Genomic DNA, 14,248 nt, shown 5'->3' on the forward strand with positions numbered 1-14,248 from the left:
ATCGTGGCATCATAAAAAGCACCACGATCCCGGATTTTAATAGGGCCATGACGACCTCCTCCGCCCTGCTCGCCAGCCCGCTCTCACGCGGCCCCGGCGCCCTGCCGCGCCAGCGCCAGCTGATCCAGCGCCTCAAGCAGGCCATCCTGGCCGGCCAGTTGCCGGCCGGCGGCAAGCTGCCTTCGTCCCGCGCGCTGGCCGAAGACCTGGAAATCTCCCGCAATACCGTGCTGATCGCCTACGAGCAGCTCACGGCCGAGGGCTTCGTGATCGCCGACCGCCAGGGCACGCGGGTGGCGCCCCTGTCGGCCGCCGCCGGCGCAGCCAAGCATGCCGCGCCGCCCCCGGCCCTCCCCCCGGCCACGGCCAGGCGCCTCGCCCGCATCGTCTCCACGCGCTACGCCCACGACGGCTCGCTGCCCATGACGCCCGGCACGCCGGCGCTGACGCAGTTCCCGATCAATGCCTGGCGCCGCGCGCAGGACCGCGCGCTGCAGGCCGCGCCCGCCACCACGCTCGGCTACGGCCATCCGGTGGGCGAGCCCGCCCTGCGCGAGGCCATCGCCCAATACCTGCGCGTGTCGCGCGGGGTGCGCTGCGACGCTTCGCGCATCGTCATCACCGAAGGCGCGCAGGGCGCGCTGGCGCTGTGCGTGCAGCTGCTGACCAATCCCGGCGACACCGCCTGGCTGGAAGAGCCCGGCTACCGCGGCGCGAAGTCCGCCTTCCACGGCGGCGACCTGGACGTGGTGGCCTTGCGGGTGGACGCCGACGGCATCGTCATCCCCGAGAGCGCCTGGCGGGACCGCCCGCCGCGGCTCATCCAGACCACGCCGTCGCATCAATATCCCACCGGCGCGGTCCTGTCGCTGACGCGGCGGCTGGACCTGATCGAACGGGCCCGCCAGGCCGGCGCCTGGATCATCGAAGACGATTACGACAGCGAGTTCCGCCACCTTGGCGAACCCATCGCCGCCATGCAGGGCCTGGTGGCCGACGCGCCCGTGCTGTATGTCGGCACCTTCAGCAAGACCATGTTCCCCGCCCTGCGCCTGGGCTTCCTGGTGCTGCCCGAGGCCATCGCGGCGCAGGCCATGCCGTCGATCGTCGAAATGCTGCGCGGCGGCCACCGGCTGGAACAGCTGACCATGGCGACCTTCATCGAGAACGGCCTGTTCTCCCGCCACCTCGGACGCATGCGCCGCCTGTACCGCGAGCGGCAGGCGGCGCTGCGCGACGCCCTGGCCGCCCATCTGGGGATCGAACACGAAGTGCTGGGCGGGCACAGCGGGCTGCACCTCACGGTGCGGCTGCCGCCGGCCTATCCCGACCGGAACATCGTGGAGCAGGCGCGCCGCATGGGCATGAGCCCGGGCGCGCTGTCCACCTTCGCGGTATCGCCGCGCCCGGAGGACAACGGCCTGGTGATCGGCTACGGCAATACCGGCGCCGACCGCTTCCCGGCGCTGGTGCGGCGCTTGCGGGACGTGGTGCTGGACAGCGCGCAGCGAGGCCCGGGCGGCGCCTAGTTGACCAGCCCGCCCAGCACCAGCACGGCCAGGACCAGCCAGAACAGGCACGCCAGGATGGAGCGGCGCAGCAGCGCCTTGACCGCCGCCCAGAGCAGCATGAGCCCCAGCGCCAGCAGGACCAGGTTGAACACCGAGGGGCTCATGCCCATGGCGCCGGCCAGGCCGGAATAGAAATCGCCCAGCGCGCCGCCGATGCCGCCCAGCAGCCACTTCAGCCCCGCGACGATGCTGCGCAGCGCTTCGCCGAGCATCCCGCCCAGCGACGCGAAAAAGCCCTCGCCGGCCGGCATCAGCGGCGCGTATCCGTCAGCATGCGCACGGCCAGCCCCGCCAGCACCGTGCCCATCAGCCAGCGCTGCACCACCATCCACAAGGGACGGCCCGCCAGGAAGCCGGCGATGGATCCCGCCATGATGGCGATGAGGGCATTGACCGAAAGGCTGATGACCACCTGGGTCATGCCCAGCGCCAGGGACTGCGTGAACACGCTGCCGCGCTCGGGCTGGATGAACTGCGGCAGCAGCGACACGTACATGATGGCGATCTTGGGGTTGAGCAGATTGGTCAGCAGCCCCATCGTGAAGAGCGTGCGCGGGCTGCTCTTGGGCAGTTCGCGCACCTGGAACGGCGAGCGGCCGCCGGGGCGCAGCGCCTGCCACGCCATGTACAGCAGGTACAGGGCGCCGCCGATGCGCAGCGCGTCGTAGGCGTAGGGCACCGCCATCAGCAGGGCCGTGATGCCGAACGCGGCGCAGCACACGTAGAAGACGAAGCCGACCGCCACCCCGCCCAGCGAGATCAGCCCGGCCTGGGCGCCCTGCGAGATCGAGCGGGAGACCAGGTAGATCATATTGGGCCCGGGAGTGAGCACCATGCCCAGGGCAACCAGGGCAAACGTCAGAAGATGGGAGAGGTCGGGCATGATGGGCCGGCGCGGTCGCGGCAGGAGCAATCGTGAATCCACACATTAGCCCAAAACTGTATCGGAACAGGGAATTTTTCGGACGGGAGTTTACGGACGAGTGGCGCCGGCGATACAGTGGTCCGGTTCACTTCCTGGAGCATCCGGACATGCGGCATGCCAAACCGTCCCCGGAAGGCGGCCCCGCCATCCGGGTGGGCATCGGCGGCTGGACCTACGCCCCCTGGCGCGGCGCCTTCTATCCCGAAGGCCTGCCCCACGCGCGCGAACTCGAATACGCCAGCAGCCAGCTCACCGCCATCGAAATCAACGGCACCTATTACAGTTCCCAGAAGCCGGCGACGTTCGCCAAATGGCGCGACGAGACGCCGGACGGCTTCGTGTTCTCGCTCAAGGCGTCGCGCTACGCGACCAATCGCCGCGAATTGGCCGGCGCGAAAGATTCCGTCGATCGCTTCGTGCAGGGCGGCATCGCCGAACTCGGCCCCAAGCTGGGACCCATCGTCTGGCAATTCGCCCCCACCAAGGTTTTCGATCCCGAGGATTTCGGCGCTTTCCTGGCGCTGCTGCCCGACCGGGTCGACGGGCTGCCGCTGCGCCACGTGCTGGACGTGCGCCATCCCAGCTTCGCCTGCGAGGAGTATCTGAAGCTGGCCCGCCGGCACCATGCCGCCACCGTGTTCACGGACAGCGAGGACTATCCCTCGATGGCCGACTGCACGGCCGGCTTCGTGTATGCGCGGCTGATGCGCGCCAGCCCGCGCTACAAGGCGGGCTATGCGCCCAAGGCGCTGGACGATTGGGCCAGCCGGCTGCGCGACTGGGCCCGCGGGAAGGAACCCGCGGACCTGCCTCGGATCGGCGCGCCGGCCGCCGCCGAGCGGCCCCGCGAGGTCTACGCCTTTTTCATCAATGGCGCGAAAGAGCGCGCGCCGGATGCGGCGCGCGCCCTGATCGAGCGCCTCTAGCCTACTGCGCGACCGGGGTGCGCAGGGTCACGAACTCTTCGGCGGCCGTGGGGTGGATGCCGATGGTTTCGTCGAACACCTGCTTGGTGGCCCCCGCCTTCAAGGCGATGGCGATGCCCTGCACGATTTCGCCGGCGTCCGGGCCGACCATGTGCACGCCCAGCACGCGATCGGTCTTGGCGTCGACGATCAGCTTCATCAGGGTTTTTTCCTGCGACTCCGTCAGGGTCAGCTTCATGGGACGGAAGCGGCTTTCGAAGAGCTTGACCTCGTGGCCGGCCGCGCGCGCCTCTTCCGTCGTCATGCCGACCGTGCCGATGTTCGGCAGGCTGAACACGGCGGTCGGGATCAGCTGGTAATCCACCTTCCGGTATTCCTCGGGGCGGAACAGGCGGCGCGCCACCGCCATGCCTTCGGCCAGCGCCACCGGCGTCAGCGGCACCCGGCCGATCACGTCGCCGATGGCGAGGATGGAGGGCTCGGCCGTGCGGTATTCGTCGTCCACCTCGATGAAGCCATCCTGCCGCAGCTTGACCGCCGTGTTTTCCAGCCCCAGGTTGTCCAGCATGGGCCGGCGGCCCGTGGCGTAGAACACGCAATCGGTGTCGATGACCGAGCCGTCCTTCAGCGTGGCCTTCAACGAACCGTCCGCCTGCTTGTCGATGCGGGCCACGTCCGTGTTGAAGCGCAGGTCTATGCCTTTTTTCGTGAGTTCGTCGCGCAGGTGTTCGCGCACGGCCTGGTCGAAGCCGCGCAGGAACAGCGGGCCCCGGTAGGCCTGGGTGGTCTGGGCGCCCATGCCGTTGAAGATCGAGGCGAATTCCACCGCGATGTAGCCGCCGCCGACCACCAGCACCCGGCGCGGAAGCGCCTTGAGGAAGAAGGCCTCGTTCGAGGTGATGGCGTGTTCCTTGCCCGGAATGTCGGGCACCTGGGGCCAGCCGCCGGTCGCCACCAGGATGTGGGCGGCGCTGTAGGCCTTGCCCTCGATCTCGACCGTGTGCGGATCCTTGATGCGGGCGTGCCCTTCCACCAGCGTCACCCCGCTGTTGACCAGCAGGTTCCGGTAGATGCCGTTCAAGCGCTCGATCTCGCGGTTCTTGTTGGCGATCAGCGTGGGCCAGTCGAAGGTGGGCTGCCCGGCGCTCCAGCCGAAGCCCTGGGCCTGCTCGAAATCCTCGCTGTAGTGGGCGCCATAGACCAGCAGCTTCTTGGGCACGCATCCCACGTTGACGCAGGTGCCGCCGAGGTAGCGGCTTTCCGCCACGCCGACGCGCGCGCCGAAGCCGGCCGCGAAACGCGCCGCGCGCACGCCGCCCGAGCCCGCGCCGATCACAAACAGATCAAAATCAAATGCCATGATGTTTCCTTCGCGCCGCCGCCAGGGCGGGCGTTCACTGTCCGGGAAAGCTGTATTTAACACTACCTGGAGCCCCGGTCCTGCAGCCGCCGTATCCAGGCGGTCGCGATTGCTATACAGTGGGCCGCAGGCCGGCCCCCGCGCGCGGCCCTTCCCCTTCTGGAGCCGAACCCATGTCGCTTGAAACCTGGCTGGCCTTCCTGGGCGCGTCCGCCCTGCTCGTGATGCTGCCCGGCCCCACCATCCTCACCGTCATCAGCTACTCCCTGACCCACGGCAAGCGCGCCCGCCTGCCGCTGGTGGCCGCGGTGACGCTCGGCGACTCCACCGCGCTGCTGCTGTCGCTGGTGGGCCTGGGCGCCCTGCTGGCGACGTCCGCGTTCTGGTTCACGGCCGTCAAGACCGCGGGCGGCCTGTACCTGCTCTACCTGGGCTTCAAGCTGCTGCGCGCGGGCGTCTCGCCGGCCCCGCTGCCGCGGACGGGCATGGCCGGTTCGCGCTGGAAGCTGTTCGCCAACACCTACCTGGTGACCGCGCTGAACCCCAAGGGCATCATTTTCTTCGTGGCCTTCCTGCCGCAGTTCATCGATCCCGCCGGCGACGTGACGCGCCAGCTCTGGATGCTGTCGGCCACCTTCGTCGCCTGCGCCGGCATCAACGCCACGGCCTATGCGGTGTTCGCCGGCTCGGCCCGGCGGCTGCTGGCCTCGCCGCGCGCGCAGCGCGGCTTCAACCTGGGCGGCGGCGCCCTGCTGTCCGCCGCCGGGGTCTGGGCCCTGCTCGCGCGCCGGGCCTGATTCTCCCTATGGCCGGGCCGCGGGAGCGGCCTCCGGGTCTATGCCATACCGCGCGATGGCCTCGGCCGCCCGCTCTCGCGGGATCAGGCCTTCGTCGGCCAGCGCCTTGAGCGCGGCCAGCGCGATGTGGTGGCGGTCCACCTCGAAGAACGCGCGCAGGGCCTGCCGCGTGTCGGAGCGGCCAAAGCCGTCGGTGCCCAGCGTCGTGTAGCGGCGGCCCGGCATGAACGGACGGATCTGCTCCGCCACCGTCTTCATATAGTCGCTGGCCGCCACCACCGGCCCCACGCTGTCCGCCAGCGCCGTTTCCGCATAACCGCGCCGCCGCGCTTCCAGCGGATGCAGCCGGCTCCAGCGCTCCGCCTCCTGCCCGTCCCGGCTCAATTCCGAATAGCTGGTCACGCTCCAGACGTCGGCCTGCACCCCGAAGTCCTGTTGCAGCAGGTCCGCCGCCGCCAGCGTTTCGCCCAGGATGGCGCCGCTGCCCAGCAATTGCACCCGCGTCGCGCCGGCCGCCCCCTCGCGCAGGCGGTACATGCCGCGCACGATTCCGGTCTCCGCGCCTTCGGGCATGGGCGGATGCGCGGTCTTTTCGTTGAGCAGCGTCAGGTAGTAGAAGACGTCCTCTTCCTCCTGGTACATGCGGCGCATGCCGTCCTGCAGGATCACGGCGATCTCGTAGGCGTAGGCCGGATCGTAGGCCACGCAGGACGGGATGACGGAGGCCAGCACGTGGCTGTGGCCGTCGTCGTGCTGCAGGCCTTCGCCCTCCAGCGTGGTGCGCCCCGACGTCGCTCCCAGCAGGAAGCCGCGGGCCCGGATGTCGCCGGCCGCCCAGGCCAGGTCGCCCACGCGCTGGAAGCCGAACATGGAATAGAAGATGTAGAACGGGATCGTGGCCACGCCGTGTGTGCTGTGGGCAGTGGCCGCCGCGATCCATGACGACATGGCGCCCGACTCGTTGATGCCTTCCTGCAGGATCTGGCCCTGGCGGTCCTCCCGGTAGACGCTGAGCTGGTCGGCGTCCTGCGGCGTGTAGAGCTGGCCCACGTGGGAATAGATGCCCACCTGCCGGAACATGCCGTCCATGCCGAAGGTGCGCGATTCGTCCGGCACGATGGGCACCACCCGCTGGCCGATGGACGCATCCTTGAGCAGCTGGGCCAGCACGCGCACGAAGGCCATGGTGGTGGAGAACTCGCGCCCGTCGCTGCCCTTCAGGTGCGCGGCGAAGGCCTCCAGCGGCGGCGTGGCCAGCGGGCCGGGGCCGGGCAAACGCCTGGGCAGGTGCCCGCCGGCGCGACCGATCGCGGCGTCGAAATAGGCCCGTTCGGCGCTGCCGGGCGCCGGCTTGATGTAGGGAATGCGCTCCAGGTCCTCGTCGGCCACCGGGATGGCGAAGCGGTCGCGGAAGGCGCGCACGGCCGGGTCGGCCATTTTTTTCTGCTGGTGGTTGGTGTTGGCGGCCTCGCCCGCCGCGCCCATGCCGTAGCCCTTGACCGTCTTGGCCAGGATCACCGTGGGCCGGCCCTGGTGCGCCATCGCCGCCGCATAGGCCGCATGGACCTTGACGGGATCGTGCCCGCCCCGGTTCAGCGCGCCGATCTGCTCGTCGCTCAAGTGCGCCACCCGCGCCAGCAGCTCCGGATCGCCGCCGAAGAAATGCTCGCGCACGTAGGCGCCGCCGCGCGCCTTGAACACCTGGTACTCGCCGTCCACGCAGTCCATCATGCGGCGACGCAGGCGGCCGTCGTGGTCCTGGGCCAGCAGCTCGTCCCAGCCGCCGCCCCAGACCACCTTGATCACGTTCCAGCCCGCGCCCCGGTACACGCTTTCCAGTTCCTGGATGATCTTGGCGTTGCCGCGCACCGGGCCGTCCAGGCGTTGAAGGTTGCAGTTCACCACGAAGATCAGGTTGTCCAGCCGCTCCCGGCCCGCCATCGCCACCGCGGCCAGCGTCTCGGGCTGGTCCTGCTCGCCGTCGCCCAGGAAGCCCCAGACCTTGCGGCCCTGCGCGGGGATGAGCCCGCGGTCTTCCAGATAGCGCATGTAGCGCGCCTGATAGGCGGCCATCAGCGGACCCAGGCCCATCGACACCGTGGGGAACTGCCAGAACCCCGGCATGGTGCGTGGATGAGGATAGGACGAAAGACCGCCGCCGCCCGTCTCTCGGCGGAAGCGGTCCAGCTCCGCTTCCGACACCCGCCCTTCCAGGTAGGCCCGAGCATAGATGCCGGGCGCGGAATGCCCCTGGATATAGAGTATGTCGCCCAGGAAATCGGGCGTAGCCGCGCGGAAGAAGTGGCGGTACCCGGTCTCGTACAGCGTCGTGGCCGAGGCGTAGGTGGCGATATGCCCGCCCACGCCCGAGGTCTTGCCCGCCCGCAGCACCATGGCCATCGCATTCCAGCGCAGGTAGGCGTCCAGCCGCAGTTCGATGCCCACGTCGCCCGGATAGGCCCCCTGCCCACGCGGCCCGATGGTGTTGACGTAGGGCGTGGCCGTGGGCGCCGTGTAGCCGCCGCCGTCGGCGCGGTCCTGGTCGAGCAACCGGTCGAGCAGGTAATGCGCGCGCGGCAGGCCTACGCAGGCCTGCACGGCCTGCATGGCCTCCAGCCATTCGCGGGTTTCCTGCGGGTCGGCATCGGTGGGGTCGATCGGGGTTTGCATGGCGTCCTCCTTTTGGGCGCGATGGCGCGCCCCTTCAGGCATGGACCGCCATTTCGCATAGTGAATTGCAATTGCATCATGTGCAATTGCATCATGTGCAATTGCAATCGTATGGAGGATTCGATTTAATTGCAAGTGCAATCAAATCGGGCGCGGACGGACGGCGTTCGCGCCCGCCGCAAGCACGCTATCTCGACGCGCTCATCATGAATTCCACGGCGGCGCGCAGCGTGGCCTCGTCGGCCGATGACCCGCCGCGCGGCGGCATGGCGCCCTTCCCCTTGAGCACGGTGGCCAGCAGCGCATCCGCGCCCTGCGCGATGAAGGGCGACCAGGCCTGCTTGTCGCCCAGCTTGGGCGCATTGGCCACCCCGCTGGCGTGGCATACGACACAGGCGGACTTGTAGAGTTTCTCGCCCGCCGGGTTGACGGCGGCCAGCGTTTCCGCCTGCGCCCAGGGAGCGGCCAGGCTTGCCAGGGCCGCCGCCAGCGCGATTCGATGAAAGTGGGACATGGCAAAGCTCCATCGGAAAAAGTGGCGGCAAGAACGCCGGGCGGGCGCGGAAGGCGCCCGCCCCGGCCTGCCGGTCAGCGCGGGATCGGACCCGGCGCCTTGATCTGCTTCATCAGGTCGTCGTTCCACTTGCCTTCGACCTTGATGTGGCCGGCGGCGCCCAATTCGAAGGCTTCGATCAGGTTGTGGTTCAGGTATGCGTACACGCCCGGCTGCTTGAAGGTGTAGAGCGCGGCGCCCGCGGAGCCGCCGCGGATGAACCAGGTTTCCAGGTCTTTCTGCGGCGGGTTGGCGAACTTTCCGGTTTCCCAGACCCAGTCGCCGTGGCCGCCGATCAGGTGCGGGCGCGTGTCGCGGTTGGCCTGCGAATGGATCAACAGCACGGTTTCGCCGACCTTGGCCGTCAGGGCATTGGCGCCGGTCAGCGCGCCGACCTTGCCGTTGAAGACGATATGCGAGGGCGTGAGCGTGCGCATCACCTCCACCGTGTCGCCATAGCTTTCGGCGAGCGTGGCGTAGTCCTTGTACTTGCCGTTGCCGTCCTTGGGGATGTAGAGATCGAATTCGCCGATGGTATAGGCGCGGTCGTAGCGCAGCGGCTTGCCCTGCGGATCCTTGAGGCCGTCGCGCGGCAACACCATCAGCGTGCCGCTCATGCCCGACACCACGTGCCAGGGCACCATGCCTTCCGGCGCGCAGTGATAGACGAAGGTGCCGCTGCGGTCCGCCTTGAAGCGCAGCGTGGCCTGTTCGCCGGGATTGACGTTGGTCAGCTTGGCGCCGCCCAGCGCGCCCGTCGCCGCATGGAAGTCCACGTTGTGCGGCATGGCGTTGGTGGCCGGGTTGACCAGCGTCAATTCCACGTAGTCGCCTTCATGCACCACCAGCGTGGGGCCCGGCATGGAACCGTCGAACATCATGGCCTGCAGCGTGGTGCCCTTGTCGTCGATGACCATCTTCTTTTCTTCGATGCTCATCGTGAACTCGACCACTTTGGGACCCGACTTCGCGACCTGCTCGTGCGGATGGACCATGGGCGGGGCGACCAGCGTGACCTTGGCGCGCGGCAGCTTGTCCGCGTCCTGCGCGAACGCTGCCGTCGCGGCCATCGAGAAAGCCAGCGCCGCGGCAAGCAAGGTGGGCCGTAATGCGTTCATATCCAGCTCCTTATCGGGGTTCTTCAAGCGCCGAGAAAGTCGGCAGCCCTATTGAAGAACCGGCGGCGTCCCCGCTCTTTGCTGTAGCGCAAACTCCGAGGCAAGCCCGCGCGCCGCGCGCATTGTCAGCGCGCGGCGGCGGTGTCACCATGGGTGCGTGGAGATCCCTCCGTCTTTTAGGACCGCCATGCCGTCGCCCCTTTGCCACGCCCTGCTGCGCAACCTGGAGCTCTTCAGGCCCTTGTCGGACGCGCAGCTGAAGTCCGCGCTGCGCGGCGCGCAGCCTTGCCGGCTGGTCGCCGGCGCCACCGCCTATCGCCAGGGCGCAATGGCCTCGCACTTCTTCGTGCTGCTCAGCGGCAGCCTCAAGGTTGCGCAGATCACCGCCGACGGCGAACAGGTCGTGGTGCGCTACGTCAATCCGGGCGACATGTTCGGCCTGGCCCGCGCCATGCGCCAATCGCGCTATCCGGCCACGGTGCAGGCCGTGCTGGAAAGCGTGTGCCTCGCCTGGCCGGATGCCTTCTGGGAAAGCTTCGTGGGCAACCATCCGCAGCTCAGCGCCATGGCGCTGCAGACCATGGGCCAACGCCTGCAGGACGCGCACCTGCGCATCCAGGAACTGTCCACCGACGACGTGGAACAGCGGGTGGCGCGCACGATCCTGCGCCTGGTCGAAAGCTCCGGGCAACCGACGGCCGGCGGCATCGGCATCGGCTTTCCCATCACGCGCCAGGACATCGCCGAGATGACCGGCACCACGCTGCACACCGTCAGCCGCCTGCTCAGCGACTGGCGCCAGCGCGGCATCGTCGACGGCAGCCGCAAGCGCATCGTGCTGCGCTCGCACGCGGCGCTGGCGCGCGTGTCCGGCCAGGCCGAGGCGGCCCCGGATTGCGCAGGCTGCGCCTCCTGTATCGACGGCGCGCCCGCCAAGGCGGCCCGGCCGGAACACGAGGCCGTAGCGCAATTCATGTGACGCGCGTTTAGCTAGCCCGCCGGGTCCAGCACCAGCCGCAGGCCCAGGTTGGCCGGCGGCACGCCGACCGAGCAGGCGCCGCCCTTGGGATCGCGGATGAAGTCCGGCAGATAGGCGATGTGGCGCCCCGCCGCGACGCGGATGCCGCAATTCCTGCCGTCGTCCGCATCGCCGGCGGGCGCATCGAGGATGCGCCGCGCATGGCAGTCGCCGGTCCATTCCCACACGCTGCCCGCCATATCCAGCAGGCCTCGGTCGTTGACGCCGAACGCGCCGAACGGACGCACCTCGACGTCTTCCTGGCCGCGCCGGCTCTGCGCGTCGTACTCGGCCAGCCAGCGCTGGGCGGGATCGTCGCCGTCGGGCAGGGGCAGTTCCTCCCGATAGGCCGCGCCGGCCGCGTAGACCCATTCCGCGTAGGTGGGCAGGCGCCAGCGCTGCCCGGTGCCCCCCGACAGCCAGGCGGCGTAGGCGGAGGCGTCGGTCCAGCTGATGCCCACCGCGGGCAGGTCGGGCGCGGCGGCGTCCCGTTGCGCCGCGTCCAGCGGCTTGCAGCCGCCGGCCCGCACGCAGGCCGCGTACTCCGCCTGGCTGACCTGGCGCTTCATGATGGACACGCCCCCCGGATAGCGCGCGGTCAGCGGCGCCGGCGTCACCGGCTGGCCCGCGCGCAGCGCTTCGCCGGGCGGCCGGTAGGACACCTCGCCCGCCGGCAGGCGCAGCACCTCCGGCAAAGGCATGGCGGGCCCTCCGGGCCCGCATGCGGTCAAGGACAAGAGAATCGCGGCGATCGGCAGGCGGCGCACGGATCGGACTCCGGTTGCGCCCGGGGCGGAGCGCCCCGGGACCTGCCTCCATTGGACCGGCGGGCGCTTCCGCCCTCTTTGCGCTGGCGCAATGAGGGCGGAAGGCCGCGGCCTCAGCCGCGGGCGGGCCGGGCCTGCAGGCGCGGCTCGCTGGCGGCGGGCTTGCCGCTCATCAGGCCCAGGATGACCTGCAGCACCATCGCCAGGGCGCCCAGCAGGAAGACCACGTCGCCGAAGGTGCGGCCCCAGCGCAGCGTCTGCAGGATTTCCTGCTGCATGAAGGCTTCGCTGCGGGCGTACCACATGCCTTCGCTCACGCTCGCGTGGAACTGGATCAGGCCGATGGGCAGCAGGCTGGTGAAGATCATCAGCGCCAGGCCCAGGTTCAGCCCCCAGAACGCCAGCTTCATCAGGCCGGGGCTGAGCGCGTACTGAGGACGGATGTAGCGCAGCACCAGCAGCGTGAAGCCCAGCGCCAGGAAGCCGTACACGCCGAACAGGGCCGCGTGCGCGTGCACCGGCGTGGTGTTCAGGCCCTGGATGTAGTACAGCGAGATGGGCGGGTTGATCATGAAGCCGAAGACGCCCGCGCCCAGCATGTTCCAGAACGCCACCGCCACGAAGCACATCAGCGGCCACTTCAGGTCGTTCATCCACGCGGCGCGCGACTTCAGGCGCCAGTTCTCCCAGGCCTCGTGGCCCAGCACGATCAGCGGCACCACTTCCAGCGCCGAGAAGCTTGCGCCCACCGCCATCACCGGCGTGGTGGTGCCGGCGAAGTACAGGTGGTGGAAAGTGCCCGGAATGCCGCCCAGCATGAACAGCGAGGCCGAGGCCAGGCTGGCGGTGGTGGCCATGCGGCGCGAGACCAGGCCCAGCGTCGAGAAGATGAAGGCCAGCGCCGTGGTGGCGAAGACTTCGAAGAAGCCCTCCACCCACAGGTGCACGATCCACCAGCGCCAGTACTCCATCACCGTCAGGTGGGTGCGTTCGCCGTAGAAGAAGCCGGCGCCGTAGAACAGCCCGATCGCGCCCACCGAAGCCGTCAGCAGCGCCAGCAGGTTCTTGTCGCCGCCCGGGGTGCGCAGCGCGGGCACGATGCCGCGCAGCATCAGCACCAGCCAGAAGCAGATGCCCGCGAACTTGCCGATCTGCCACAGGCGGCCCAGGTCCACGTACTCATAGCCCTGGTGGCCCAGCCAGAAGTTCAGGTCCGGCGGCATGATCTGCGCGATCGCGAGGTAGTTGCCGACGAACGATCCGACGACGACCACCACCAGCGCCCAGAACAGGATGTCCACGCCGGCCTTCTGGAATTTCGGATCGCGCCCGCCGTTGATCAGCGGCGCGAGGAACAGGCCCGCGGCCAGGAAGCCGGTGGCGATCCAGAACAGCGCGCTCTGGATGTGCCAGGTGCGCACCAGCGAATACGGGAACCATTGCGACACGTCGATGCCGTAGAACTTCTGCCCTTCGACCGTGTAGTGGGCGGTGAAGCCGCCCAGCAGCACCTGGAAGCCGAACAGCGCGACCACCAGGAACAGGTACTTGCCCAGCGCGCGCTGCGACGGCGTCAGCGCGAAAGTGGTCAGCGGATCCTTGGCGGGCGCCTCGGGTTCCGCTTCCTCCTTGCCGCGCAGGAAGGCCCAGGCCCACACCAGCAGGCCGATGCCGGCCAGCAGCACCACCACGCTGATGATGGACCACATGACGTTCTCGGCGCTGGGCGTATTGCCGACCAGCGGCTCATGCGGCCAGTTGTTGGTGTAGGTGACCGGCTTGCCTTCGCGCTCGGTGGCCGCGGCCCACGCCGTCCAGAAGAAGAAGTGCGTGAGCTGCGTGCGCCGCTCGGCGCTGGGCAGGGTGTTTTCCTTCATGGCGTAGCTTTCGCGGCTGCGATGCAGGGCCGGCGCGTCGGAAAACAGTTGGTCGTAGTAGGCGGCCGTCTGCGCCATGGCGCGGGCGCGGCGCGCGCTCACCGTCAGCGTGTCGGTCGCGGCGTCGCTGCGGTTGGCGCGGTACTCGGCCTTCAGGGCTTCGCGCAGCGCGCCCTGCTCGGGCGCGGTCAGCTGGGCGTAGTCCTTGCCGTGCGCGTCGCGCGCGGCAAGGTCCAGCCAGGCCGACAGTTCGCGGTGCAGCCAGTCCGCGGTCCAGTCGGGCGCCTGGTACGCGCCGTGTCCCCAGACCGATCCCAGCTGCATGCCGCCGACCGATTGCCAGGCGGTCTGGCCGTCGAGGATGTCGTCGCGGCCGAACAGGCGGGTGCCGTCGGCCGTCACGACCTGGCCGGGAATGGGCGGGGCCTGTCGGTAGACTTCGCCGCCATAGAATCCCAGCAATGCGAATGTGATCGCCAGCACGGCGATCAGCGTGAACCATAATTTCCGATACGGACCCATGATGGGAACGCCCTCCAGTGTTGCGGTTAGTGGGGTACGTACCCTTATGCGAAATCCGTGCCAGAAAATTCCCATTCAAAATCAAGGCATTGCCTAGAACAGGGTTCTTTTGACCGCAACGGTTTCGGGTACAAACCACCGTCT

12 protein-coding genes are annotated in these 14,248 nt (G+C 69.0%); 4 read left to right on the plus strand and 8 right to left on the minus strand.

Annotated elements, in window-relative coordinates; genetic code table 11:
* The first annotated feature begins 47 nt into the window (after window positions 1–47).
* Window positions 48–1,529, plus strand: coding sequence for a MocR-like pyridoxine biosynthesis transcription factor PdxR (gene pdxR / locus ADE01S_RS05975; RefSeq protein ID WP_062680558.1), 1,482 nt, complete (start codon window positions 48–50; stop codon window positions 1,527–1,529).
* Here the strand turns inward: pdxR and ADE01S_RS05980 are convergent.
* Entirely contained in the window at window positions 1,526–1,822 is a 297-nt protein-coding gene (locus ADE01S_RS05980; protein WP_062680559.1) for a hypothetical protein, read from the minus strand. The two genes, pdxR and ADE01S_RS05980, sit on opposite strands and share 4 nt — an antisense overlap.
* A complete protein-coding gene (locus tag ADE01S_RS05985) occupies window positions 1,822–2,454 on the minus strand; it encodes a LysE family translocator (protein WP_062680785.1) in 633 nt (210 codons plus the stop codon). The genes ADE01S_RS05980 and ADE01S_RS05985 overlap by 1 nt, the downstream gene beginning before the upstream one ends.
* A gap of 149 nt (window positions 2,455–2,603) precedes the next feature.
* Between ADE01S_RS05985 and ADE01S_RS05990 the strand changes: the two genes are divergently transcribed.
* Window positions 2,604–3,422, plus strand: coding sequence for a DUF72 domain-containing protein (locus tag ADE01S_RS05990; RefSeq protein ID WP_062680560.1), 819 nt, complete (start codon window positions 2,604–2,606; stop codon window positions 3,420–3,422).
* A gap of 1 nt (window position 3,423) precedes the next feature.
* On the opposite strand, the gene gorA is transcribed toward ADE01S_RS05990, so the two are convergent.
* On the minus strand, window positions 3,424–4,782 hold the full coding sequence (gene gorA, locus ADE01S_RS05995; RefSeq protein ID WP_062680561.1) for a glutathione-disulfide reductase: 1,359 nt from the start codon (window positions 4,780–4,782) through the stop codon (window positions 3,424–3,426).
* 173 nt (window positions 4,783–4,955) lie between these two features.
* Here gorA and ADE01S_RS06000 point away from each other — a divergent pair, with 173 nt between their 5' ends.
* Window positions 4,956–5,579, plus strand: a complete 624-nt coding sequence (locus ADE01S_RS06000) for a LysE family translocator (protein WP_062680562.1) — start codon at window positions 4,956–4,958, stop codon at window positions 5,577–5,579.
* A 6-nt stretch (window positions 5,580–5,585) separates the two neighbouring features.
* On the opposite strand, the gene aceE is transcribed toward ADE01S_RS06000, so the two are convergent.
* The 3 genes from aceE to nirK all read right to left on the minus strand — a co-directional run bounded on the left by aceE (window position 5,586) and on the right by nirK (window position 9,920).
* Complete coding sequence (aceE, locus tag ADE01S_RS06005; protein ID WP_062680787.1) at window positions 5,586–8,249, minus strand: pyruvate dehydrogenase (acetyl-transferring), homodimeric type; 2,664 nt, start codon at window positions 8,247–8,249, stop codon at window positions 5,586–5,588.
* A 187-nt stretch (window positions 8,250–8,436) separates the two neighbouring features.
* Window positions 8,437–8,763 (minus strand): c-type cytochrome, encoded by a 327-nt coding sequence (locus ADE01S_RS06010; protein WP_062680563.1) that lies wholly within the window; start codon window positions 8,761–8,763, stop codon window positions 8,437–8,439.
* Window positions 8,764–8,837: 74 nt separating this feature from the next.
* Entirely contained in the window at window positions 8,838–9,920 is a 1,083-nt protein-coding gene (gene nirK / locus ADE01S_RS06015) for a copper-containing nitrite reductase (protein WP_062680564.1), read from the minus strand.
* A gap of 187 nt (window positions 9,921–10,107) precedes the next feature.
* Here nirK and ADE01S_RS06020 point away from each other — a divergent pair, with 187 nt between their 5' ends.
* Window positions 10,108–10,899: a Crp/Fnr family transcriptional regulator gene (locus ADE01S_RS06020; protein WP_062680565.1), complete on the plus strand. Its 792-nt coding sequence runs from the start codon at window positions 10,108–10,110 to the stop codon at window positions 10,897–10,899.
* Window positions 10,900–10,910: 11 nt separating this feature from the next.
* Here ADE01S_RS06020 and ADE01S_RS06025 read toward each other — a convergent pair whose 3' ends face one another.
* Both ADE01S_RS06025 and ADE01S_RS06030 read right to left on the minus strand, forming a co-directional pair.
* Window positions 10,911–11,639: a formylglycine-generating enzyme family protein gene (locus ADE01S_RS06025; protein WP_242663436.1), complete on the minus strand. Its 729-nt coding sequence runs from the start codon at window positions 11,637–11,639 to the stop codon at window positions 10,911–10,913.
* Window positions 11,640–11,818: 179 nt separating this feature from the next.
* A complete protein-coding gene (locus ADE01S_RS06030) occupies window positions 11,819–14,104 on the minus strand; it encodes a nitric-oxide reductase large subunit (protein ID WP_062680567.1) in 2,286 nt (761 codons plus the stop codon).
* Between the last annotated feature and the right edge of the window lie 144 nt (window positions 14,105–14,248).

Origin of the sequence: Achromobacter denitrificans NBRC 15125 (assembly GCF_001571365.1) — a bacterium.
GTDB lineage: Bacteria > Pseudomonadota > Gammaproteobacteria > Burkholderiales > Burkholderiaceae_B > Achromobacter > Achromobacter denitrificans.